Here is a 24,085-nt window from a genome sequence, read left to right as displayed (position 1 = left end):
ACACAAGCAAGAATGGCTAAGGTATTCGCGATAGCGAACCAGAAGGGTGGTGTGGGCAAGACCACCACCTGCATCAACCTCGCAGCATCCCTGGTCGCGACCAAGCGCCGGGTGCTGTTGATCGATCTCGATCCACAGGGCAACGCCACCATGGGTAGCGGTGTGGATAAACATGGCCTGGAAAACTCGGTCTACGACCTGCTGATCGGCGAATGCGATCTGGCCCAGGCCATGCACTACTCGGAACACGGCGGTTATCAACTGCTGCCGGCCAACCGCGACCTGACGGCGGCCGAAGTGGTGCTGCTGGAAATGCAGATGAAGGAAAGCCGTCTGCGCAGCGCGCTGGCGCCGATCCGGGAAAACTACGATTACATCCTGATCGACTGCCCGCCGTCGCTGTCGATGCTCACACTGAACGCACTGGTCGCCGCTGACGGGGTCATTATCCCCATGCAGTGCGAGTACTTTGCGCTCGAAGGTCTGAGCGACCTTGTGGATAACATCAAGCGCATCGCCGAACTGCTGAACCCGAACCTGAAAGTCGAAGGCTTGCTGCGGACCATGTACGACCCGCGCCTGAGCCTGATGAACGATGTATCGGCCCAGCTCAAGGAACACTTCGGCGATCAGTTGTACGACACCGTCATCCCGCGCAACATCCGCCTCGCCGAAGCCCCGAGCTACGGCATGCCGGCGCTGGCCTACGACAAGCAATCGCGTGGCGCGCTGGCCTATCTGGCCCTGGCGGGCGAGATGGTTCGCCGTCAGCGCAAAAATTCACGCATCGCCGCTGCCCAGCCAACTTAAGGAATCCCCATGGCCGTCAAGAAACGAGGTCTCGGACGAGGACTGGATGCACTGCTGAGCGGTCCGACTGTCAGCGCGCTGGAAGAACAAGCCGCGCAGGCTGACAGCCGTGAGTTACAGCACCTGCCGCTGGACCTGCTGCAGCGCGGCAAGTATCAGCCACGCCGGGACATGGATCCGCAGGCGCTGGAAGAGCTGGCGCAGTCGATCAAGGCCCAGGGCGTGATGCAGCCGATTGTGGTTCGACCGATTGGTGGTGGTCGTTTTGAAATCATCGCCGGCGAACGTCGCTGGCGTGCCAGCCAGCAGGCCGGCCAGGAAACCATTCCTGCGATGGTCCGCGACGTGCCGGATGAAACCGCGATTGCCATTGCGCTGATCGAGAACATCCAGCGCGAAGACCTGAACCCGATCGAAGAAGCGGTGGCTCTGCAGCGCTTGCAGCAGGAATTCCAGCTCACCCAGCAACAGGTCGCCGAGGCTGTGGGTAAGTCCCGCGTCACCGTGGCCAACCTGTTGCGCCTGATTGCGCTGCCGGAAGTCATCAAGACCATGCTGTCCCACGGCGACCTGGAGATGGGTCATGCCCGTGCATTGCTCGGTCTGCCGGACAATCAGCAGGTGGAAGGGGCGCGACATGTTGTCGCACGCGGCCTCACCGTGCGCCAAACCGAGGCACTGGTTCGACAGTGGTTGAGTGGCAAACCGGAGCCGGTCGAGCCTGCCAAACCCGATCCGGATATCGCCCGGCTCGAACAGCGTCTGGCCGAGCGCCTAGGCTCTGCGGTGCAGATCCGCCACGGCAAGAAGGGCAAAGGCCAGTTGGTGATCGGTTACAACTCCCTCGACGAGCTTCAAGGTGTGCTCGCACACATCCGCTGAAACAATTGCTCTTGTAGCGCGCAGTCGGAAATCACTACCTGACAGTTGAATAGGGGCAGAACCGCCCCTATACTCTGCGCGCATTTTGTCGGCACAAATTATGCCAAGTTATTGAATTTCGGCAGCCGACCATTGGAGAGCAATAGTGATGGAAACCCGCAAGCCAAACCGCCTGCCGTTCCATCGCCTGGCGGTTTTTCCGGTGTTGATGGCTCAATTTGTCATTTTGCTCATTGCCGCTTTGGCGCTCTGGCAATGGCACGGAGTCGTTGCAGGATACTCGGGACTTTGCGGAGGCCTGATAGCCTTGCTGCCCAATGTTTATTTCGCTCACAAGGCATTTCGGTTTTCCGGCGCCCGAGCAGCCCAGTCCATCGTCCGGTCTTTTTATGCCGGCGAGGCAGGCAAACTGATTTTGACGGCAGTGCTGTTTGCACTGGTGTTTGCAGGTGTGAAGCCACTGGCGCCGATCGCTGTATTCGGCGCCTTCGTGCTGACTCAGTCGGTCAGCTGGTTCGCTCCCCTGCTGATGAGAACAAGACTTTCGAGACCTTAGGGCGTTTGAGGCAACCATGGCAGAAACAACCGCTTCGGGCTATATCCAGCACCACTTGCAGAACCTGACCTTCGGTCAGCTACCCAACGGCGGCTGGGGCTTTGCCCACACCGCAGCAGAAGCCAAGGAAATGGGCTTCTGGGCTTTCCACGTCGATACCCTCGGCTGGTCGGTCGCGCTGGGTCTGATCTTCGTTCTTCTTTTCCGCATGGCGGCCAAGAAGGCGACTTCCGGTCAGCCGGGTGCACTGCAGAACTTCGTTGAAGTCCTGGTCGAATTCGTCGATGGCAGCGTGAAAGACAGCTTCCATGGCCGTAGCCCGGTGATCGCACCGCTGGCACTGACCATCTTCGTCTGGGTGTTCCTGATGAACGCCGTCGACCTGGTACCGGTCGACTGGATTCCTCAGTTGGCCATCCTGATCTCCGGCGACCACCACATCCCGTTCCGCGCCGTGTCGACTACCGACCCGAACGCGACCCTGGGCATGGCGTTCTCGGTTTTCGCACTGATCATTTTCTATAGCATCAAGGTCAAGGGCCTCGGCGGCTTCATCGGCGAGCTGACCCTGCACCCGTTCGGCAGCAAGAACATCTTCGTTCAGGCCCTGCTGATCCCGGTGAACTTCCTGCTGGAATTCGTGACCCTGATCGCCAAACCGATCTCTCTGGCTCTGCGTCTTTTCGGCAACATGTATGCCGGCGAGCTGGTGTTCATCCTGATCGCTGTGATGTTTGGCAGCGGCCTGCTCTGGCTGAGCGGCCTGGGTGTTGTCCTGCAGTGGGCGTGGGCTGTGTTCCACATCCTGATCATCACCCTGCAGGCGTTCATCTTCATGATGCTGACCATCGTCTACCTGTCGATGGCGCACGAAGAAAACCATTAAGACCGGTCTCGACTAGTCTGATGTCCTTCCCGGTCAAACGGGAAGGGGCTCCTCACGGGGCACCATGAAACGATTTGTTTTACCGCTTTAATCTAAAAAACCTAAACCATACGACGTAAAAGTCGGGAGGAAAGATGGAAACTGTAGTTGGTCTAACCGCTATCGCTGTTGCACTGTTGATCGGCCTGGGCGCACTGGGTACCGCAATTGGTTTCGGCCTGCTGGGCGGCAAGTTCCTGGAAGGCGCAGCGCGTCAGCCAGAAATGGTTCCAATGCTGCAAGTTAAAATGTTCATCGTTGCCGGTCTGCTCGACGCCGTAACCATGATCGGTGTTGGTATCGCTCTGTTCTTCACCTTTGCGAACCCGTTCGTTGGTCAGATCGCTGGCTAATCATTCGGACCTCCGAGTGATTTGGTGTGATGGACAACGTAACTGCGAGGTGTTGGCGTGAACATTAATGCGACCCTGATTGGCCAGTCCGTTGCGTTCCTGATTTTTGTACTGTTCTGCATGAAGTTCGTATGGCCTCCGGTCATCGCGGCTCTGCACGAACGTCAAAAGAAGATCGCTGATGGTCTGGACGCTGCCAGCCGAGCAGCTCGCGACCTGGAGTTGGCCCAAGAGAAAGCGGGTCAGCAACTGCGCGAAGCGAAAGCTCAGGCAGCTGAAATCATCGAGCAAGCCAAGAAACGCGGTAACCAGATTGTCGACGAAGCCCGTGAACAGGCTCGCGTCGAAGCTGACCGTGTGAAGGCTCAGGCTCAGGCCGAGATCGAACAGGAACTGAACAGCGTCAAAGACGCGCTGCGCGCCCAAGTGGGTAGCCTGGCCGTTGGCGGTGCTTCGAAGATCCTGGGCAAGGCAATCGATCAAAACGCGCACGCAGAGCTGGTTAACCAACTGGCTGCTGAAATCTAAGCGAGGGCGATCATGGCAGAACTGACCACGTTGGCCCGACCTTACGCTAAGGCGGCCTTCGAGCACGCTCAGGCCCACCAGCAACTGGCCAATTGGTCAGCCATGCTCGGCCTGGCAGCAGCGGTGTCGCGAGACGACACCATGCAGCGCGTGCTCAAGGCCCCGCGACTGACGAGCGCAGAAAAGGCCGCCACGTTCATTGACGTGTGCGGCGACAAGTTCGATGCCAAGGCACAGAATTTCATTCACGTCGTTGCCGAAAACGACCGTCTCCCGCTTCTGCCGGAGATCGCCGCCCTGTTCGACCTGTACAAGGCCGAGCAAGAGAAATCGGTAGACGTGGAAGTAACCAGTGCTTTCGCATTGAACCAAGAACAGCAAGACAAACTCGCCAAGGTTCTCAGTGCACGACTCAACCGGGAAGTGCGCCTGCAAGTCGAGGAAGATGCATCCCTCATCGGGGGTGTTCTCATCCGCGCCGGCGACCTGGTTATCGATGGCTCGATTCGCGGCAAAATCGCGAAACTTGCCGAAGCATTGAAATCTTGAGTTTGAAGGGGCAGCAGAGCAATGCAGCAACTCAATCCTTCCGAAATAAGTGAAATTATCAAGGGCCGCATCGAAAAGCTCGATGTGACCTCCCAAGCCCGTAACGAAGGCACTGTCGTCAGCGTATCTGACGGTATCGTGCGGATTCACGGTCTGGCCGACGTCATGTACGGCGAGATGATCGAGTTTCCGGGCGGCGTCTACGGTATGGCCCTCAACCTGGAGCAAGACTCCGTAGGTGCCGTTGTACTGGGCGCATACACCAGTCTGGCTGAAGGCATGAGCGCCAAGTGCACCGGCCGCATCCTCGAAGTTCCGGTTGGTAAGGAACTGCTGGGTCGCGTTGTCGACGCACTGGGTAACCCTGTTGACGGCAAAGGTCCACTGGGCAACACCGAGACCGACGCGGTCGAGAAAGTTGCTCCGGGCGTGATCTGGCGTAAGTCGGTAGACCAGCCTGTACAGACTGGCTACAAGGCTGTCGATGCCATGATCCCTGTCGGCCGTGGCCAGCGTGAGCTGATCATCGGTGACCGTCAGATCGGTAAAACCGCTCTGGCGATCGACGCGATCATCAACCAGAAAGACAGCGGCATTTTCTGCGTCTACGTGGCAATCGGTCAGAAGCAATCGACCATCGCCAACGTGGTTCGCAAGCTGGAAGAAAACGGTGCACTGGCTAACACCATCATCGTTGCAGCGAGCGCCTCGGAATCTGCAGCACTGCAATTCCTGGCTCCGTACTCCGGTTGCACCATGGGTGAATTCTTCCGCGACCGCGGTGAAGACGCGCTGATCGTTTATGACGATCTGTCCAAGCAAGCAGTGGCTTACCGCCAGATTTCCCTGCTGCTGCGCCGTCCACCAGGCCGTGAAGCTTATCCAGGCGACGTGTTCTATCTCCACTCCCGTCTGCTGGAGCGCGCATCCCGCGTTTCGGAAGAGTACGTAGAGAAGTTCACCAACGGCGCAGTGACCGGCAAAACCGGTTCCCTGACCGCACTGCCGATCATCGAAACCCAGGCTGGCGACGTTTCCGCGTTCGTTCCGACCAACGTGATTTCCATCACCGACGGTCAGATCTTCCTGGAATCGGCCATGTTCAACTCGGGCATCCGCCCTGCAGTGAACGCCGGTGTTTCGGTATCCCGTGTGGGTGGTGCCGCTCAGACCAAGATCATCAAGAAGCTGTCCGGTGGTATCCGTACCGCTCTGGCTCAGTACCGTGAACTGGCGGCATTCGCCCAGTTCGCTTCTGACCTGGACGAAGCGACCCGCAAGCAACTTGAGCATGGTCAGCGCGTTACCGAGCTGATGAAGCAGAAGCAATACGCGCCAATGTCGATCGCCGACATGTCGCTGTCGCTGTATGCCGCTGAGCGTGGGTTCCTGACCGACATCGAAATCACCAAGATCGGCAGCTTCGAACAAGCGCTGATCGCTTTCTTCAACCGCGATCACGCCGATTTGATGGCCAAGATCAACGTTAAAGGTGACTTCAATGACGAAATCGACGCTGGCCTGAAAGCCGGTATCGAGAAGTTCAAGGCCACCCAAACCTGGTAAGCCGCAGCGGGAGCCGCAAGGCTCCCGCTTGCTAACCTGATAGGTGTTACATGGCAGGCGCAAAAGAGATTCGCAGTAAGATTGCGAGCATCAAAAGCACGCAAAAAATTACCAGCGCCATGGAAAAAGTGGCGGTCAGCAAAATGCGCAAGGCACAAATGCGCATGGCTGCTAGCCGTCCTTATGCGGAGCGTATCCGCCAGGTAATTGGGCATCTGGCCAACGCCAACCCGGAATACCGCCACCCGTTCATGATCGATCGCGAAGTAAAGCGCGTCGGTTATGTCGTCGTGAGCAGTGACCGTGGTCTGTGCGGCGGCTTGAACACCAACCTGTTCAAGGCCCTGGTCAAGGACATGGCGGTAAACCGCGAAAACGGCGTCGAGATCGATCTGTGTGTCGTTGGTAGCAAGGGTGCGGCCTTTTTCCGCAACTTCGGCGGTAACGTCGTTGCAGCTATCAGCCACCTGGGTGAAGAGCCGTCGATCAATGATCTGATCGGCAGCGTCAAGGTGATGCTGGATGCCTACCTGGACGGCCGTATTGACCGCCTGTCCGTGGTATCCAACAAGTTCATCAACACCATGACGCAACAGCCTACCGTGGAGCAGTTGATTCCACTGGTGGCGACCCCGGATCAGGAACTCAAGCACCACTGGGACTACCTCTACGAACCAGACGCCAAAGAGCTGCTTGACGGCTTGATGGTGCGTTACGTGGAGTCGCAGGTGTACCAGGCGGTGGTCGAGAACAACGCGGCTGAACAGGCTGCGCGGATGATCGCGATGAAGAACGCTACCGACAACGCCGGTGATTTGATCAGCGATTTGCAGCTGATCTACAACAAGGCGCGTCAGGCTGCGATCACCCAAGAGATCTCGGAAATCGTCGGCGGCGCTGCCGCGGTTTAACGGTTCAAATATTCAGAGGATCCAGCTATGAGTAGCGGACGTATCGTTCAAATCATCGGCGCCGTTATCGACGTGGAATTTCCACGCGACAGCGTACCGAGCATCTACGACGCCTTGAAGGTTCAAGGCGCCGAAACCACTCTGGAAGTTCAGCAGCAGCTGGGCGACGGCGTGGTTCGTACCATTGCGATGGGCTCCACCGAAGGCTTGAAGCGCGGTCTGGACGTCAACAACACTGGCGCAGCCATCTCCGTACCGGTCGGTAAAGCGACCCTGGGCCGGATCATGGACGTACTGGGCAACCCGATCGACGAAGCTGGCCCGATCGGCGAAGAAGAGCGCTGGGGTATCCACCGCGCCGCTCCTTCCTTCGCTGAACAGGCCGGTGGCAACGAGCTGCTGGAAACCGGCATCAAGGTTATCGACCTGGTTTGCCCGTTCGCCAAGGGCGGTAAAGTCGGTCTGTTCGGTGGTGCCGGTGTAGGCAAGACCGTAAACATGATGGAACTGATCCGTAACATCGCCATCGAGCACAGCGGTTATTCCGTGTTCGCCGGTGTGGGTGAGCGTACTCGTGAGGGTAACGACTTCTACCACGAGATGAAGGACTCCAACGTTCTCGACAAGGTAGCCCTGGTCTACGGTCAGATGAACGAGCCACCGGGAAACCGTCTGCGCGTAGCGCTGACCGGTCTGACCATGGCCGAGAAGTTCCGTGACGAAGGTAACGACGTTCTGCTGTTCGTCGACAACATCTATCGTTACACCCTGGCCGGTACCGAAGTATCCGCACTGCTGGGCCGTATGCCTTCGGCAGTAGGTTACCAGCCGACCCTGGCTGAAGAGATGGGCGTGCTGCAAGAGCGCATCACTTCGACCAAGCAAGGTTCGATTACTTCGATCCAGGCCGTATACGTACCTGCGGACGACTTGACTGACCCGTCGCCAGCGACCACGTTTGCTCACCTGGACGCCACCGTCGTTCTGTCCCGTGACATCGCTTCCCTGGGTATCTACCCGGCGGTAGATCCACTGGACTCGACTTCGCGTCAGCTGGACCCGAACGTGATCGGCAACGATCACTACGAGACCGCTCGTGGTGTTCAGTACGTGCTGCAGCGTTACAAAGAGCTGAAGGACATCATCGCGATCCTGGGTATGGACGAGCTGTCGGAAGCCGACAAGCAGTTGGTAAACCGTGCTCGTAAGATCCAGCGCTTCTTGTCGCAGCCGTTCTTCGTGGCTGAAGTCTTCACCGGTGCTTCGGGTAAATACGTTTCCCTGAAAGACACCATTGCTGGCTTCAAAGGCATCCTCAACGGTGACTACGACCACCTGCCAGAACAAGCGTTCTACATGGTCGGCGGCATCGAAGAAGCGATCGAGAAAGCCAAGAAACTGTAATCCAGGCGCCCGGCAACGGGCGCTAATTTAGGTTGAGGCAATCAGATGGCTATGACAGTCCATTGCGACATCGTCAGCGCGGAAGGAGAAATCTTTTCCGGCCTGGTCGAGATGGTGATTGCGCACGGTGCTCTGGGTGATCTTGGTATCGCTCTGGGCCACGCGCCGCTGATCACTAATCTGAAGCCAGGTCCGATCCGCCTGATCAAGCAAGGCGGGGAAGCCGAGGTGTTCTACATCTCCGGTGGTTTCCTCGAGGTTCAGCCGAACATGGTCAAGGTGCTTGCCGATACCGTGCAACGTGCCGCCGACCTGGATGAAGCTCAGGCTCAAGCAGCTCTCAAGGCTGCCGAAGCTGCTCTGCATGAGAAGAGCGCAGATTTCGACTACGGAGCTGCGTCCGCACGTCTGGCCGAGGCTGCAGCTCAGCTGCGCACCGTCCAGCAGATCCGCAAGAAGTTTGGCGGTTAATCCGTCAGCCACTTGTTGTGCGATTGATAAAAAAGGGTAGCCTCGGCTACCCTTTTTTCTTTTCCGACTTTCAAAAACCCGGTCGCAGTTGCTGACCATCCAGGATTGGTAGCCAGTCATGTCTCTTGAAATCGTAATCCTCGCGGCCGGTCAAGGCACCCGCATGCGCTCCGCGCTGCCAAAAGTGCTGCATCCGATTGCCGGCGATTCCATGCTTGGTCATGTTATCCACAGCGCCCGTCAACTTGATCCACAGCGCATTCACGTGGTTATCGGCCATGGCGCCGATGTGGTACGCGAGCGTCTGGCCGCCGACGACCTTAATTTCGTGCTGCAGGACAAGCAACTGGGCACCGGTCATGCTACCGCCCAGGCTGTTCCGTTCATCACCGCCGATACCGTACTGATTCTCTACGGCGATGTGCCGTTGATCGAAGTCGAGACCCTGCAGCGTCTGCTCAAGCACGTTGTACCCGGGCAGATGGGCTTGCTCACTGTCGAGCTGGACGATCCGACCGGGTATGGCCGCATCGTGCGCGACGCTGACGGCAAGGTTGCCGCCATTATCGAGCACAAGGACGCCAGCGAAGCACAACGGGCGATCACCGAAGGCAATACCGGCATTCTGGCGGTGCCGGCCAACCGTCTGGCGGACTGGATGAGTCGCCTGTCGAACAACAATGCTCAGGGCGAGTATTACCTGACCGACGTGATCGAGATGGCAGTCAGCGACGGCCTGACCGTCGCCACCGAACAACCGCACGACCCGATGGAAGTGCAGGGCGCCAATGATCGCAAACAGCTCTCCGAGCTGGAGCGTCATTACCAGCTGCGCGCCGGTCGTCGCCTGATGGCTCAAGGTGTAACTTTGCGCGATCCAGCTCGCTTTGATGTACGTGGCGAAGTGACCGTCGGTCGCGATGTGCTGATCGACATCAACGTGATTCTCGAAGGCAAGGTCGTCATCGAGGACGACGTGGTCATCGGCCCGAATTGCGTGATCAAGGACAGTACGCTGCGCAAGGGCGTGGTGGTCAAGGCCAACAGCCATATCGAAGGCGCGGTGTTGGGTGAAGGCAGCGATGCCGGCCCGTTTGCCCGACTGCGTCCGGGGACTGTGCTGGAGGCACGTGCCCATGTGGGTAACTTTGTCGAACTGAAAAACGCCCGCATGGGTGAGGGCGCCAAGGCCGGACACCTGACTTACCTGGGCGACGCCGAGATTGGTGCGCGCACCAACATCGGCGCCGGCACTATCACCTGCAACTACGACGGCGCCAACAAATGGAAAACCGTGTTGGGTGAGGATGTGTTCATCGGTTCCAACAACTCGCTGGTGGCGCCTGTGGATATCTCCGCCGGTGCAACCACTGCGGCCGGCTCGACCATTACCCAGAATGTGGATAACGCGCAGTTGGCGGTTGGCCGGGCGCGGCAGAAGAACATCGATGGCTGGAAGCGGCCGGAGAAGATCAAGAAGAGCTGAGTTATCCACAACGCTCGAATCAAAAAAGACCGCCGCCAGCGGTCTTTTTTATGGGCATCGGGTTGACGATTGGCGGCTGATAGGTTTTGATTGCTTCCGTTATCTTTCGAAACGAAACTTATCGAGCCATGTCGAAACGCAATACACCCCAACGCCGCCACAACATACTGGCCTTGCTCAGCGAGCAGGGCGAAGTGAGTGTGGATGAACTGGCCAAGCGCTTCGAAACTTCGGAAGTTACGATTCGCAAGGATCTCGCCGCCCTGGAAAGTCATGGCCTGCTGCTGCGTCGTTACGGCGGAGCCATCACCATGCCGCAGGAGCTGGTGGCAGACACCAGCCTCAACGTTTCCAAATACAAGCAGGCGATTGCCCGGGCTGCGGTCAAACGCATCCGTGAACACGCCCGCATCATCATCGACAGCGGGAGCACCACCGCCGCCATGATCCCCGAGCTCGGCCAACAGCCGGGACTGGTGGTGATGACCAACTCCCTGCACGTGGCCAACGCCCTGAGCGAACTCGAACACGAGCCTGTGCTGCTGATGACCGGCGGCACCTGGGATCCGCATTCGGAATCCTTTCAGGGCCAGGTCGCCGAGCAGGTACTACGCTCTTACGACTTCGACCAGTTGTTTATCGGGGCCGATGGCATCGACCTGGTGCGTGGTACCACCACATTCAATGAATTGCTCGGCCTGAGCCGGGTGATGGCGGAAGTGGCGCGGGAAGTGATCGTGATGGTCGAGGCCGACAAGATCGGCCGCAAGATTCCCAACCTGGAGCTGCCATGGAGCAGCGTCCATACCCTAATTACCGATGATCGCCTGCCTTCAGAGGCACGGGATCAGATTCAGGCTCGCGGTATCAACTTGATTTGCGCGACTGTCAGTCAGGAGAAATAAGCATGTGTGGAATTGTCGGCGCCGTTGCTGAACGTAATATCACCGCCATCCTGCTCGAAGGCCTCAAGCGCTTGGAATACCGGGGCTATGACAGCGCAGGCGTGGCTGTCCTTACCAATGACGGATCCCTCGAGCGCACCCGCCGTGTGGGCAAGGTCAGCGAACTCGACGCCGCTCTGGCCGAACATCCGCTGTTCGGCCGTCTCGGCATTGCCCACACCCGCTGGGCTACCCACGGCGCACCAAGTGAACGCAATGCCCACCCGCATTTCTCCGGTGACGTCGCTGTCGTGCATAACGGCATCATCGAAAACCATGAGGCGCTGCGTGAGCAACTGAAGGCGCAAGGCTATGTGTTCAGTTCCGATACCGACACTGAAGTCATTGCCCACCTGCTGACTGAGAAACTCAAGGCGCTGCCGGACTTGACCGACGCCCTGAAGGCTGCGGTCAAGGAACTGCATGGCGCTTACGGTCTGGCGGTCATCCATGCACAGCAGCCGGATCGACTGGTTGCTGCTCGCAGCGGCAGCCCGCTGGTAATCGGACTGGGCCTGGGCGAGAACTTCCTCGCTTCCGACCAACTGGCCCTGCGTCAGGTCACCGACCGTTTCATGTACCTGGAAGAGGGCGATATCGCCGAGATCCAGCGTGACAAGGTGCAGATCTGGGACGTGACCGGCAAAGCCGTCGAGCGCCAGACCGTCCAGTACACCGATGGCGCCGAAGCCGCCGACAAAGGCGAGTTCCGTCACTACATGCTCAAGGAAATCCACGAGCAGCCATCCGTGGTGCAGCGCACCCTGGAAGGTCGATTGAGTTCGGATCAGGTGCTCGTGCAGGCGTTTGGCCCACAAGCCGCCGAACTGTTCGCCAAAGTGCGCAACGTGCAGATCGTGGCGTGCGGCACCAGTTACCACGCTGGTATGGTTGCCCGTTACTGGCTCGAAGAACTGGCCGGGATTCCATGCCAGGTCGAAGTCGCCAGTGAGTTCCGCTACCGCAAGGTGGTGGTGCAGCCGGACACACTGTTCGTCACCATCTCCCAGTCCGGTGAAACCGCCGACACCCTGGCCGCCCTGCGCAATGCCAAGGAACTGGGTTTCCTGGGAAGCCTGGCGATCTGCAACGTCGGTATCAGTTCGCTGGTGCGCGAGTCCGATCTGACTCTGCTGACCCAGGCCGGTCGCGAAATCGGCGTGGCCTCGACCAAAGCGTTTACCACGCAACTGGTAGGCCTGCTGTTGCTGACACTGTCCCTGGGCCAGGTACGTGGCACTCTGGCCGATGGCGTCGAAGCCAGGCTGGTCGAAGAACTGCGTCGCCTGCCAACCCGTCTGGGCGAAGCGCTGGCGATGGACGGCACGGTGGAAAAGATTGCCGAGCTGTTCGCCGAGAAGAACCACACGCTGTTCCTGGGCCGTGGCGCGCAATTCCCGGTGGCGATGGAAGGGGCCTTGAAGCTCAAGGAAATCTCGTACATCCACGCCGAAGCCTATCCGGCCGGCGAACTGAAGCACGGCCCGCTGGCGCTTGTGGATAACGACATGCCAGTCGTGACCGTCGCACCTAACAACGAGCTGTTGGAAAAGCTCAAGTCCAACCTGCAGGAAGTCCGTGCCCGCGGCGGCGAACTGATCGTATTCGCCGACGAAAAAGCCGGGATGACCAACGGCGAAGGCACCCACGTGGTGCAGATGCCGCACATTCACGACATCCTGTCGCCGATCCTCTACACCATCCCGCTGCAACTGCTGTCGTACTACGTCGCGGTGCTCAAGGGTACTGACGTTGACCAGCCGCGTAACCTGGCGAAGTCGGTGACGGTGGAATAAGTTATCCACAGTTGATCATCCTCATAAAATCGCAGCTTCGGCTGCGATTTTTTTATCCGGATCGAGGGCACCATGGATCGCTTCCAGGAAATGCAGGTTTTCGCCATCGTCGCCCAGGAGCAGGGCTTCTCCGCTGCCGCGCGGCGCCTGGGTTTGTCGGCAGCCAGCGTGACCCGGGCGGTGGCGGCGCTGGAGCAGCGGATCGGCACGCAGTTGTTGGTCCGTACTACCCGCAGCGTGCATTTGAGCGAAGCGGGCCTGCGTTACCTGGAAGACTGTCGGAGAATTCTTGCCGAGGTGCAGGAAGCGGAGGATTCCGCGGCCGGCAGTCATACCCAGCCCCGTGGGCAGTTGACGGTGACGGCGCCGGTCTTGTTCGGAGAACAGTTCGTCACGCCTGTGATGACGCGTTATCTGACGCAATACCCGGACGTTTCCATCAATGCCCTGTTGCTCGACCGGGTGGTGAACATGGTCGAGGAGGGCGTCGACGTCGCGGTGCGTATCGGCGAGTTGCCGGACAGCAATCAGCATGCGATCCGGGTCGGTGAAGTGCGGCGGGTGATTTGTGGTTCGCCGGAGTACTTTGCGATTCATGGCCGGCCGACTCATCCGCAGGCCCTGGCCGGGGCGCCGGTGGTGGCGACGTCAGCCATCGGCCAGCAGCGCAGCTGGCCGTTCATGGAACACGGTGAACTGATTGGCGTAAAACCGGAGCCGCGTCTGGTGGTCACCGCCAATCAGGCTGCGATCACGGCGGCGTCGCTGGGCTTGGGGCTGACCCGGGTGCTGTCTTATCAGGTGGCCAGCAAGGTGGCTTCCGGTGAACTGGAAATCGTCCTCGACGAATTCGAACTGCCTGCGCTGCCGATTCACGTGGTGTATCAGGGCGGGCGCAAGGCGCCGGCGCGGGTGCGCAGTTTTGTCGACTTCATGGTGAAGGCATTGCGTGAACATCCAGCGTTGAAAAATGCAGCTTTATTTCACCCAAAGAAATAATGGATTGCGTTTGCTGGTGATTCTGTTGTTTTCACGATCGGTGGAAGATGGCTGCCACGGCCGCCGTCCATCCTGAACGGCGCATTCGTTCAGCGGAGTCGACCATGAAAGCGATCAAACTCTACAACTTCCCGCGTTCCGGCCACGCCCATCGCGTCGAACTGATGTTGTCCCTGCTGCAATTGCCGACCGAGCTGGTGTTTGTCGATCTCGCCAAAGGCGAGCACAAACAGCCCGGTTACCTGGCCATCAACAGCTTCGGGCAAGTGCCCGCCATTGATGACAACGGCGTGGTGCTGGCCGATTCCAACGCGATTCTCGTCTACCTGGCCCAGAAATACGGTAACGGCCGTTGGCTGCCAAGCGATCCGGTCGGCGCCGCACATGTGCAGCGCTGGTTGTCGGCGGCTGCCGGGCCGATTGCTTTCGGGCCCGCTGCCGCACGCTTGATCACGGTGTTCGGGGCGAAGTTCAACGCCGAAGAAGTCATCACCCGTGCGCACAACTTTCTCAAGGTGATGGATGCGGAACTGGGCAAAACCCCGTACCTGACCGGCACTGAGCCGACGATTGCCGATGTCTCGGCCTACAGTTACATCGCCCATGCGCCAGAAGGCAATGTGTCGCTGGACGACTACGCCAACGTTCGCGCCTGGCTGGCGCGCATCGAGGCGTTGCCTGGTTTTGTCGGCATGCCGCGCACCGTTGCCGGCCTGCAAACCGTTGCCTGACTTTGATCATTCACACTGCGCCGACGGTGCAGGGGAGAGGCCGAGATGGAACGTTCACCGTGGCACGCTGGCGAGCAACAGTTGCAGGCCCATGTCGGCGTTGCCGAGCGCATGGAGGAATTCGGTCGTAAGGTGATTCGCACCTGGATGCCGGATCAGCACCGTCAGTTCTATCAGCAACTGCCCTTCATGCTGTACGGCGCGGTGGATGCCGAGGGTCGTCCCTGGGCCAGCCTGCTGGAGGGCGAACCGGGGTTCGCCCACTCTCCCGAGCCGACACAACTGCAGTTCGCCAGTCTGCCGGCTGCCGATGATCCGGCGCAGCTGCAGGACGGTGCCGCAATCGGCTTGCTCGGCATCGAGCTGCACACCCGCCGGCGCAATCGGCTCAATGGTCATATCGGCAGCCTCGGGGCGGACGGTTTCGGGGTGACGGTGGATCAGTCGTTCGGCAACTGCCCGCAGTACATCCAGCTGCGCCAGTTTCAGCGGGTGCCACTGACGGATCCGCAGACCCGCAAGGCCGAACACGGTGACAGCCTCGATGACGCCGCCATTGCGCTGATCGAAAGCGCCGACACCTTCTTTGTCGCCAGTTACGTTGATGTCGACGGTGAGCGTTCAGTCGATGTTTCCCATCGTGGCGGTCAGCCCGGTTTTGTGCGGATCGAAGGCAATCGCCTGACGATCCCGGATTTTGCCGGCAATCTGCACTTCAATACCCTCGGCAATCTGTTGCTCAATCCCTTGGCCGGGTTGCTGTTCATCGACTTTTCCACAGGCGATGTGTTGCAGCTCAGCGGCCGTACCGAGGTGATTCTCGAAGCGCCGCAGATCGAAGCCTTTCAGGGCGCCGAGCGGTTGTGGACATTTGAAGTGGAGAAGCTGGTTCGACGTCCGGCAGCCCTGGCGCTTCGACGGTATGTCGCCCACCAGCCTGCTGACCGGCACCTGGGCCCAGGCCGAGGCGCGGTTGCAGGCGCAAGCGCTGAGGGATGCCTGGCGTCCGATGCGCGTGACACGGATTGAAAAGGAAAGCCGCCACATCCGCTCGATTTATCTGGAGCCGGATGATGGCGCCGGTCTGCCGGTGTTTCTGGCCGGGCAGCACCTGCCGCTGCGGTTCAACCTCGATGGCGAGGTGCATATTCGCACTTACAGCCTGTCGGGTGCGCCGTCGGATGATTTCTTCCGGATCAGCGTGAAACGCGAAGGGCGGGTATCGACGCACCTTCACGAACAGATCCGCGTCGGCGATGTGCTGGAGGCACGTTCTCCACAGGGGCATTTCACCGTGGCAGCGCTGGAGCGCAAGCCATTGGTGCTGCTCGCCGCCGGAGTCGGCATCACGCCGTTGCTGTCGATGCTGCGCGAGGTGGTGTATCAGGGGCTGCGGACTCGGCGGATTCGTCCGACCTTGTTTGTTCAGAGTTCCCGCAGCCTCGCCGACCAGCCGTTTCGCGCGGAGCTGGACCGGTTGCTGGAAGATGCCGGTGACGCCGTGAAGGTGTTGCGAGTGCTCAGCCAGCCGGAGGACGAGCTGGTGCAAGGCGAGGATTTCGATATTCGCGGACGCATCGATGGCGATCTATTGCGCGATCTGCTGACCGACGAGGATTTTGATCAGGTCGATTTCGTACTCTGTGGCCCCGGCGGTTTTACCCAGGGGATCTACGACACGTTGCGTGAACTGGATGTGCGGGATGGGCAAATACACGCGGAAACCTTTGGCCCTTCGACCCTCAAGCGCCAACCCGATCCGGATGCGATCGTGATCGAGCAATTGCCCGCCGCGACCACCTCGGTGCCGGTGGTGTTCGAGCGTTCGGCCAAGGAAGCGCGCTGGCAGCCCGACGGTGGCAGTTTGCTGGAGCTGGCGGAAAGCCGCGGCCTGCGCCCGGAATTCAGTTGCCGGGGCGGTTCGTGCGGTACCTGCAAGACGCGCCTGATCAGCGGCGCGGTGAATTATCCACAGCCTCCGGCGGAAGTGCCGGAGGAAGGGCAAGTGCTGATCTGCTGCGCGGTGCCGGCGCAGAGTGCCCAGCCGCTGGTGCTGGATTTGTAGGGGATCAGGCGTAGGACAACGCCTTTTCCTCCAGCAGCTCCTGATACAACTCGGTCCACTTGCGGCCCATTTCATCGGCTGTGAATAACTGCCGATAACGGGCCTCAGCCTTGAGGCCCATTTCGGCGGCGCGGGCCGGGTTTTCCCACAAGGTACGCATCGCTTCACGAAACGCCTGTGGATGACTTGGCGGCACCACCAGTCCGGTTTCGTTGTGGATATTGATGTAGCTGGTGCCGGTGCCGATCTCGCTGGAGATCATCGGCTTGCCGTACATTGCGCCTTCCAGCAGCGAAATACCGAACGCTTCCGAGCGCAGGTGCGACGGGAAGACGATGGCGTAGCTCAGTTGCAGCAGGGCGACCTTGTCTTCATCGCTCAGACGGCCGAGGAAATGAATGTTGCGCAGGCCCAGCGCAGCAGCCTGGGCGTGCAGTTGCTGCTCCAGCGGGCCGGCGCCGACGATCACCACCGGGTAGTCCACGTCCTTCAAAGCATCCAGCAGGATGTGCAGGCCTTTGTAATAGCGCATCACTCCGACAAACAGGAAAAACTTATCCCCAAGCTGCTGGCGCCAGCGGTTCATGCGCTCGACGTCGGGCTGTGGATAACCGGCCTTGTTCAAGCCATAGGGGATGACGCGGGTCTTGTCCTGGAATTGCTGCAACACGTCACTGGTGTGCAGATAGTTCGGTGAAGCCGCGACAATCCGGTCGGCGCTGGCGAGGAAACGGTTCATCAGCGGGCGATAGAGTTTGAGCAGGTGCTTCTGGCGAATGATGTCCGAGTGGTAGGTCACCACGCTCGGTTTATTCAGATTGCTGGCGAAATGCACCAGGTCCATGAACGGCCACGGGAAGTGGTAGTTGATCACGTCGGCTTCGGCGGCCAGTTCGCGGAACTGCTTGAACACGCTCCAGGAAAAACCGGTGGAAGCGAACTGGATATCCAGTTTTGCCCGATGCACCTCGTGCTCGCCGAGGTGTACCACGGCTGGGTCGGGATTGGCGCTGAGAGTCAGTACCTGGCCTTCGATGCCGCGTTGGGCGCCACTCTCGCAGAGCTGAAAGATGACTTGCTCGATACCGCCGACCGAGTCAGGCAGGTACGTCTTGAAAAAATGCAGAACTCGCATTCAACCTCCCATGGCCTGGTGGTAGGCGCCGGCCGTGGCCTGCGCGCAACGCTTCCAGGAAAAAAGCCGTGCCTGCTGCAATCCGGCTTCCCGGCATACCTGCCAGTGCGCTTGATCATCGATCAGTCGGCTCATCGCATCACGCAAGCCGTCTGCATCGTCAGCTTCAATATAGTTGCCGGCGTCCCCCGCCACTTCCGGCATGGCCGAAGAGCGGGTCAGCACCACCGGCGTGCCGCTGGCCATCGCTTCCAGCACCGGCAGACCGAAACCTTCATACCGCGACGGAAAAATCAGCGCCCGGGCGCCGGCCAGCAATTGCGCGACTTGCTCATCGGGCAAGTAGCCGAGCAGGCACACGTGCCCGCAAGCCAGCGCCTGCTGCAATTCTTCACTGAACTGGTCGTGCTGCCAGCCGGCCATGCCGACGATCAACAGCGGGAAACGCTCGCGCACCAGGTCCGGCAACAGCGCGTGGGCGCGCAGGGCCAGGTTCAGGTTCTTGCGCGGCTCCAGGGTGCCGACGCAGAGGAAATATTCCCGGTACTCGACCGCATGGGCCTTGAGCACCGCATCGATGTCTTGCGGCTCGCGCCGATGGAAACGTTCGGCGACACCCAGCGGCGCGACCACAAAGCGCTCGGCAGGTAGTCCGAAATACTCCCGGGCCTCGTCAGCGATGGCTTGCGAGTCAGTCAGAATGATCCGCGCCTGGCGTACGCCGTCGGCGAGCCGCCGTTCGATTTCCCGCAGCCGTGCCGGCGGCTGGGTCTCGGGGAAATGCAGGTGCGTGAGATCGTGCAGGGTAATCACGGTCGGGCCATCGAAGGCCAGCGGCCAAAGGCTCGGTTCGTGATACAGATCCACCGGTTGCGCAGGGCCCTGATCGAAGCGTTTCTGCTCCAGCCAGCGGCGTGCCTGATAGGCGCCGGGGATCTGCCGCAGCAGCGGCGTCAGGCGTGAATAACCGGGCATCGCCGCTTCCGGCAGGTGCGAGCTCCAGCCCCAGCCATGGAACAGCGCCACCTCTATATCAGTTTCAGCGTGCAAGGCATTCACCAGTTCGGCCACGTAATGGCCGATGCCGGTGCGCGGTGCCTGGAGGATTCGGGCGTTAAGGGCTATGCGCATGTTGCCTCGCTGGCACCTGAGGTGCCTCCAGCACATGGCGCGCGGTACGCTCGGCCAGTTGCGCGCTGGCTTCACGCCAGCCGATCCATTGCCATTCGCTGACATCGCGGGCGGCCGGAAATCGACCGCTGCGCTCAAAGGTCTGCACCAGATCGGCGAGACTTTGCGGCGATTGCAGATCGAAATACGCCATGAATTCACCGCCGATCTCGCGAAACACCGGGATGTCGCTGCCCATCGCCGGCAACCCGCGTTGCATGGCTTCCACCAGCGGCAGGCCGAAACCTTCGACGAACGACGGAAACACCAGCGCGCTGGCATGGGCGTAGGCGTGTTCAAGGCTGGTGTCGCTCAAGTCGTTGAACATGAACAGACGGCGGTTCAGTTCCGGGTGATTGCGTATCCGGGTGAGCAGGGCGTCGCACTTCCAGCCAATGCGCCCGGCGATGCACAACCGGGCTTTCGAGCCGTTCGCCCAGGCATGATCAAAGGCATCCAGCAGATAGTCGTGATTTTTGCGCGGTTCGATGGTGCTGACCATCAGGAACGTAGGATCCTGCGTGGTGAAGAGCCGTTCAAGGCGCGGTTCGACGGTGGCGTCGACGCTCTGCAGGTCCAGCTCCGACCCCAGGTGGAAATAGTCGAACCAGCGTTTGTCGATCTGTGCCGCTGGCAGGCGCCGTTGCAGTTCTTCACGCACCTGATCGCGGACGGTGGCGGAAATCGCCATGAAACCATCGGCATTACGGGCGATCCAGTCGAACCACTCGCTGTACACCTCGACCAGTCGCGTGTCGTAGAACTGCGGATGGGACAGGGGAATCAGATCGTAGATCACCGCAACGATGCCCATGCCTTCACGCTTGAGTCGTTCGGCGTGGAGGAAAAAATCCGAATGCCAGGACGAATCCAGCAGTACCAGTTGATCGCCCGGCTGGTGTGACAGGGGTTCACAGCGTCGGGGCAACTGAAAACGGTTCACGTGCTCGATCAGCCGCAGCGGCAGGCTGAATGCGCCGATCGAAAGCAGGCGATAGCCGACATACAACAGACGCCGCGCCAGTCTGCTGCCTGAGTGACTGTCTAAACGCTGATGCCATTGCCAGCAACGATGGGACAGGCGTTCCAGGCGTTCACCGAACGTGAAGATCCCGCTGAACAGCGCCGAATCCAGCGGCGCCAGACGCGTCACGCGATACAGCCTGCCCTTGAGCAGGATCACCGGTACGCATTCGACACCTTCGGCGTTCGACGGCAACCGGTTGATGACATTGCGCACGACCCGCTGAATCCCCGAATTGACCTTCGGGTGTTTGAACACGTGGGTGCATTCGACCAGCAGGCGGGTCATGGCGCACGCTCGGTCAATGCAGCGGCGGGGTGGCGGGTGATCGAGGCTTTGGCATCGAGCCATGAGCAACCGACGAAGTCTTCATGCCGGTTGTTGATCACATGAAATACCAGGCCATAGTCGCGCCACTCGAAGTTGCGATCCAGATGGGAGTCCAGGCGCGACAGACTCAGGGATACCGAGTAGTTGCCCTTGCCCAGACCCATCACGAAGGCAAAGCGATAGGTCACTCGTTCACCGGCATGCAGGTCCGTCAGCGCCTTGTCCAGGCGATGGGTATTGATGCCATACATCATCTGACCCAGGCGGTCCTTGAGAATGAAGCCGAGTACCAGCCTTTCGATGTCGCGACGCACCTCGACCTGCACTTCCAGCACCACTGGCTGGCCGACTTCGGCAGCATCGATGGAGCGGTTCTGATCATCGAGCAGGCGTACCTCAAGAATGGCAGCTTCACCGGTACCGGACACGGTCCGCATCTCGCCACCTGCGAGTTTTTCCTGACGCACGACCTGACCCTCACGCTCGGCCATCAGGGCGTTGTAATAATCGAGCACGGCTTCCGGTTTGTCGTACATGGCCATGTGGCCATCCTTGAGCAGGATGGCCGAATCGCAAATCGACTGGATCGCGAAGCGATCGTGGGACACGATCAGCAACGTAGTGCCCGCCTTGCGGAAGCTGCGAATGCGCTCGAAGCTCTTGTGCTGGAAGTAGGCGTCACCGACCGACAGTGCTTCGTCGACGATCAGGATGTCCGGTCGCCGCGCGGTGGCGACACTGAAGGCCAGGCGCATTTGCATGCCGCTGGAGTAGGTGCGGACCGGGTGATCGATTGCCTCGCCGATTTCTGCAAAAAGTTCGATGTCGGGCATCAACGCCTCGATTTCGTCGACCTGCAGCCCCAGCAGCTGCCCGGCCATGACGGCATTCTGGCGGCCGGTGAAGTCCGGGTGAAAACCCATGCCCAGCTCCAGCAATGCGGCGACGCGGCCTTCAGTCTCGATCTTGCCGCAGGTGGGGTGAGTGGTTCCCGTGATCATCTTGAGCAAGGTGCTTTTACCGGCACCGTTCGCACCGACGATGCCCACCGACTCTCCGGCTGCAATCTCGAACGCCACATCCTGAAGTACCCAGTGCTGGTGATGGCGCAGGGGAGAAAACGGGATCAGCCATTCGGCCAGGCGACTCCAGCGGTTCGGGTACTGCTTATAGGCCTTGCCCAGGCCGGTCACGCGAATATGCCCCATCAGAGTTCATCCACCATTTCACCGACTCGCCTGCGAAACAGCCGCAGGCCGATCAGGCACATCAACAGCGCGGCGATGAACGTCGGCAGCAGCGAACTCCATACAGGCCAGTGTCCATAAAGGAACAGGTTCTGATAGCTGCCGATCAGGTTGGTCATCGGGTTGAGTTGAAGCAGGCGCTGTACCCACTCCGGCAGGATGCTCATCGGGTACACGATCGGCGTCAGCCAGAACCAGAACTGCAGGCAGATGGCAAAGAGCTGGCCGACGTCGCGAAAGAACACGTTCAACACACCGAGGATCATGCCCAGCCCGGCGCAGAACATCATTTGCAGCGCAATCAGGGGAATCAGCGCCAGCAGTGCCATGCCCGGCCAGCGCCCGGTGATCAGCAGAAACCCGAGGAACAGGCCGATGATGATGGCAAAGTTGATCGCCGCGTTGCAGAGCACGATCACCGGCAGGCAGATTCTGGGGAAGCTGATTTTCTTCAGCAGGTTGGCGTTGTCCAGAAACATGGTCTGGCTGCGCAACGTGATTTCAGAGAACAACCCCCATGCCAGCAACCCGGCGCAGAGGTAGATGCTGTAGGCCATGCTGTCATCCACGCCCGGCAGGCGTGCGCGCATGATGTGGGAAAAGATCACGGTGTAGACGATGATCATCGACAGCGGATTGAACACCGGCCACAAGGCGCCGAGCAGTGAATTGCGATACCGCGCTTGAAACTCCCGTTTGACGCTACCGAGGATGAAACCCCGATAGTCGTGAAGCGAGCGGTACAGGGAAAGCAGCATTCAAACCGTCCTGCCGTACTGGTCTTCGAAGCGGACGATATCGTCCTCTCCCAGGTATTCGCCGCTTTGCACTTCGATGATCACCAGGTCGATCACGCCGGGGTTTTCCAGACGGTGCCTGTGACCGGCAGCGATGAACGTCGATTCGTTCTTGGCCACCAGGGTCGTGCCGCTGCCGTTGTTGGTCACCTTGGCCATGCCTTCGACCACCACCCAGTGTTCATTGCGGTGATGGTGCATCTGCAACGACAGCTTGCCGCCGGGCTTGACCACGATGCGCTTGATCTTGAAGCGCGGGCCTTCCTCGAGCACGGTGTAGGTGCCCCACGGACGGCTGACCGTGCGGTGCAGGCGATAGGCTTCGTGGGACTTGTCCTTGAGCTGCTTGGCCACGCGCCGCACATCCTGCGCACGGTCGGCGTGGGCTACCAGCACGGCGTCGGCGGTGTCGATGACGATCAGGTTATCCACACCGACGGCGGCCACCAGGCGGCCTTCGCTTTGAACGAAGTTGTTGTGGCTGTCGATGAATATCGCTTCGCCGCTGGCGCGGTTGTTGTCGGCATCGGCCGGCACCAGCGCCGCTACGGCACCCCACGAACCGATATCGCTCCAGTCGAAACCGGCGGGTACCACCACGACTTTCTCCGAGCGTTCCATCAGCGCGTAGTCGATGGAAATGTCGGTGATTTCGGTGAACAGCTGCGGGCAGAGTTCCTGTTGCAGGCAGCCGACGGTTTCCACCGGTTCGCTGGCGGCCATGCAGGCGCGGGTCTGTTCCAGCAGCTCGGGGGCGTGCAGTTCCAGCTCGGCGATCAGGGTTGCGGTGGTGAAGCAGAACATCCCCGAGTTCCACAGGAAGTTGCCACTCTCCAGATAATGGGTGGCGGTCTGCAGGTCAGGTTTTTCCACGAAACGCTGCACCTTGGCCGCGCCCCGGGCATCCAGCGGAGCGCCAGTCTCGATGTAGCCGAAGCCGGTTTCCGGGGCGGTCGGCACCACGCCGAAGGTCACCAGATAGCCGTCCTTCGCCAGATTGACCGCGTGTTCGACCGCGCTTTTGAGCGCGTCTTCGTTGACGATCAGATGGTCGGCGGGCATCACCACCATGATCGCTGCATCACCGTGCAAGGCTTGCAGTGACAACGCCGCTGCGGCGATCGCCGGCGCGGTGTTGCGTCCGGTGGGTTCGAGCAGGAAGTGCCCGCGATGCCGGGAAAGGCGCGCGGCCTGATAGTGATCCTTGCTCTGGAAGTAGTACTCGCGGTTGGTCACCGTGACGATGTCGCCCCAGCCGTCCAGCAGCGCGGCGGCGCGCCGATAGGTCTTGCCCAGCAGCGACTGGCCGTCGGGCAGGGTCATGAACGGCTTCGGATGGCCCTCGCGGGATACCGGCCACAAACGGGTGCCGGCACCGCCGGACAGAATCACGGGGATCAGCATGG

22 protein-coding genes and 1 pseudogene are annotated in these 24,085 nt (G+C 60.0%); 17 read left to right on the top strand and 6 right to left on the bottom strand.

Annotation, left to right across the window (positions count from 1 at the left end; genetic code table 11):
- Positions 1–12 precede the first annotated feature (12 nt).
- The 17 genes and pseudogenes from KJY40_RS00930 (at position 13) to KJY40_RS00850 (ending at position 16,976) form a co-directional block, all read left to right on the top strand.
- Complete coding sequence (locus KJY40_RS00930; protein ID WP_007954142.1) at positions 13–810, top strand: ParA family protein; 798 nt, start codon at positions 13–15, stop codon at positions 808–810.
- 9 nt (positions 811–819) lie between these two features.
- On the top strand, positions 820–1,692 hold the full coding sequence (locus KJY40_RS00925; protein WP_085686130.1) for a ParB/RepB/Spo0J family partition protein: 873 nt from the start codon (positions 820–822) through the stop codon (positions 1,690–1,692).
- 148 nt (positions 1,693–1,840) lie between these two features.
- The gene (locus KJY40_RS00920) at positions 1,841–2,248 is read left to right on the top strand and encodes a F0F1 ATP synthase subunit I (RefSeq protein ID WP_003229783.1); all 408 of its coding nucleotides are present in this window, start codon (positions 1,841–1,843) and stop codon (positions 2,246–2,248) included.
- A 16-nt stretch (positions 2,249–2,264) separates the two neighbouring features.
- Positions 2,265–3,134: a F0F1 ATP synthase subunit A gene (atpB, locus tag KJY40_RS00915; protein ID WP_007954148.1), complete on the top strand. Its 870-nt coding sequence runs from the start codon at positions 2,265–2,267 to the stop codon at positions 3,132–3,134.
- A gap of 134 nt (positions 3,135–3,268) precedes the next feature.
- Complete coding sequence (atpE, locus tag KJY40_RS00910) at positions 3,269–3,526, top strand: F0F1 ATP synthase subunit C (RefSeq protein ID WP_003097235.1); 258 nt, start codon at positions 3,269–3,271, stop codon at positions 3,524–3,526.
- A 57-nt stretch (positions 3,527–3,583) separates the two neighbouring features.
- Entirely contained in the window at positions 3,584–4,054 is a 471-nt protein-coding gene (locus tag KJY40_RS00905) for a F0F1 ATP synthase subunit B (protein ID WP_230734424.1), read from the top strand.
- A 12-nt stretch (positions 4,055–4,066) separates the two neighbouring features.
- Complete coding sequence (locus KJY40_RS00900) at positions 4,067–4,603, top strand: F0F1 ATP synthase subunit delta (protein WP_230734422.1); 537 nt, start codon at positions 4,067–4,069, stop codon at positions 4,601–4,603.
- Between the two features lie 21 nt (positions 4,604–4,624).
- Complete coding sequence (gene atpA / locus KJY40_RS00895; RefSeq protein WP_230734420.1) at positions 4,625–6,169, top strand: F0F1 ATP synthase subunit alpha; 1,545 nt, start codon at positions 4,625–4,627, stop codon at positions 6,167–6,169.
- Positions 6,170–6,219: 50 nt separating this feature from the next.
- Entirely contained in the window at positions 6,220–7,080 is an 861-nt protein-coding gene (gene atpG / locus KJY40_RS00890; protein ID WP_007954161.1) for a F0F1 ATP synthase subunit gamma, read from the top strand.
- Between the two features lie 27 nt (positions 7,081–7,107).
- On the top strand, positions 7,108–8,484 hold the full coding sequence (gene atpD / locus KJY40_RS00885; RefSeq protein ID WP_007954162.1) for a F0F1 ATP synthase subunit beta: 1,377 nt from the start codon (positions 7,108–7,110) through the stop codon (positions 8,482–8,484).
- Between the two features lie 45 nt (positions 8,485–8,529).
- Positions 8,530–8,955: a F0F1 ATP synthase subunit epsilon gene (locus tag KJY40_RS00880; RefSeq protein WP_007954164.1), complete on the top strand. Its 426-nt coding sequence runs from the start codon at positions 8,530–8,532 to the stop codon at positions 8,953–8,955.
- 118 nt (positions 8,956–9,073) lie between these two features.
- On the top strand, positions 9,074–10,441 hold the full coding sequence (gene glmU / locus KJY40_RS00875) for a bifunctional UDP-N-acetylglucosamine diphosphorylase/glucosamine-1-phosphate N-acetyltransferase GlmU (RefSeq protein ID WP_230734418.1): 1,368 nt from the start codon (positions 9,074–9,076) through the stop codon (positions 10,439–10,441).
- A gap of 128 nt (positions 10,442–10,569) precedes the next feature.
- Complete coding sequence (locus KJY40_RS00870; protein WP_230734416.1) at positions 10,570–11,346, top strand: DeoR/GlpR family DNA-binding transcription regulator; 777 nt, start codon at positions 10,570–10,572, stop codon at positions 11,344–11,346.
- Between the two features lie 2 nt (positions 11,347–11,348).
- Positions 11,349–13,181, top strand: coding sequence for a glutamine--fructose-6-phosphate transaminase (isomerizing) (gene glmS, locus KJY40_RS00865; RefSeq protein WP_230734414.1), 1,833 nt, complete (start codon positions 11,349–11,351; stop codon positions 13,179–13,181).
- A gap of 72 nt (positions 13,182–13,253) precedes the next feature.
- A complete protein-coding gene (locus KJY40_RS00860) occupies positions 13,254–14,180 on the top strand; it encodes a LysR family transcriptional regulator (protein ID WP_230734412.1) in 927 nt (308 codons plus the stop codon).
- A 104-nt stretch (positions 14,181–14,284) separates the two neighbouring features.
- Complete coding sequence (locus tag KJY40_RS00855) at positions 14,285–14,911, top strand: glutathione S-transferase family protein (protein ID WP_230734410.1); 627 nt, start codon at positions 14,285–14,287, stop codon at positions 14,909–14,911.
- A gap of 45 nt (positions 14,912–14,956) precedes the next feature.
- Positions 14,957–16,976: pseudogene (locus KJY40_RS00850) on the top strand (2Fe-2S iron-sulfur cluster-binding protein).
- A gap of 4 nt (positions 16,977–16,980) precedes the next feature.
- Here the strand turns inward: KJY40_RS00850 and KJY40_RS00845 are convergent.
- From KJY40_RS00845 to KJY40_RS00820, 6 genes are read right to left on the bottom strand one after another with little or no spacing between them, the layout of a single operon-like run.
- Positions 16,981–18,111, bottom strand: coding sequence for a glycosyltransferase family 4 protein (locus KJY40_RS00845; protein ID WP_230734408.1), 1,131 nt, complete (start codon positions 18,109–18,111; stop codon positions 16,981–16,983).
- A complete protein-coding gene (locus tag KJY40_RS00840) occupies positions 18,112–19,242 on the bottom strand; it encodes a glycosyltransferase family 4 protein (RefSeq protein WP_230734406.1) in 1,131 nt (376 codons plus the stop codon). It abuts the gene before it with no gap.
- Positions 19,226–20,593, bottom strand: coding sequence for a glycosyltransferase family 4 protein (locus KJY40_RS00835; protein WP_230734404.1), 1,368 nt, complete (start codon positions 20,591–20,593; stop codon positions 19,226–19,228). Before KJY40_RS00835 ends, KJY40_RS00840 begins: the two co-directional genes overlap by 17 nt.
- Positions 20,590–21,843, bottom strand: a complete 1,254-nt coding sequence (locus tag KJY40_RS00830; RefSeq protein WP_230734402.1) for an ABC transporter ATP-binding protein — start codon at positions 21,841–21,843, stop codon at positions 20,590–20,592. The genes KJY40_RS00835 and KJY40_RS00830 overlap by 4 nt, the downstream gene beginning before the upstream one ends.
- Positions 21,843–22,640, bottom strand: a complete 798-nt coding sequence (locus KJY40_RS00825) for an ABC transporter permease (RefSeq protein WP_230734399.1) — start codon at positions 22,638–22,640, stop codon at positions 21,843–21,845. The genes KJY40_RS00830 and KJY40_RS00825 overlap by 1 nt, the downstream gene beginning before the upstream one ends.
- Positions 22,641–24,083 carry a mannose-1-phosphate guanylyltransferase/mannose-6-phosphate isomerase gene (locus KJY40_RS00820; protein WP_230734397.1) on the bottom strand — a complete coding sequence of 481 codons (1,443 nt, stop codon included), beginning with the start codon at positions 24,081–24,083 and terminating at the stop codon, positions 22,641–22,643.
- Positions 24,084–24,085 lie beyond the last annotated feature (2 nt).

This window comes from Pseudomonas fitomaticsae (assembly GCF_021018765.1).
GTDB classification, from domain to species: Bacteria; Pseudomonadota; Gammaproteobacteria; order Pseudomonadales; family Pseudomonadaceae; genus Aquipseudomonas; species Aquipseudomonas fitomaticsae.
Note: the sequence above shows the minus strand (reverse complement) of the source record. Positions and strands in the feature narration are given on the sequence as shown.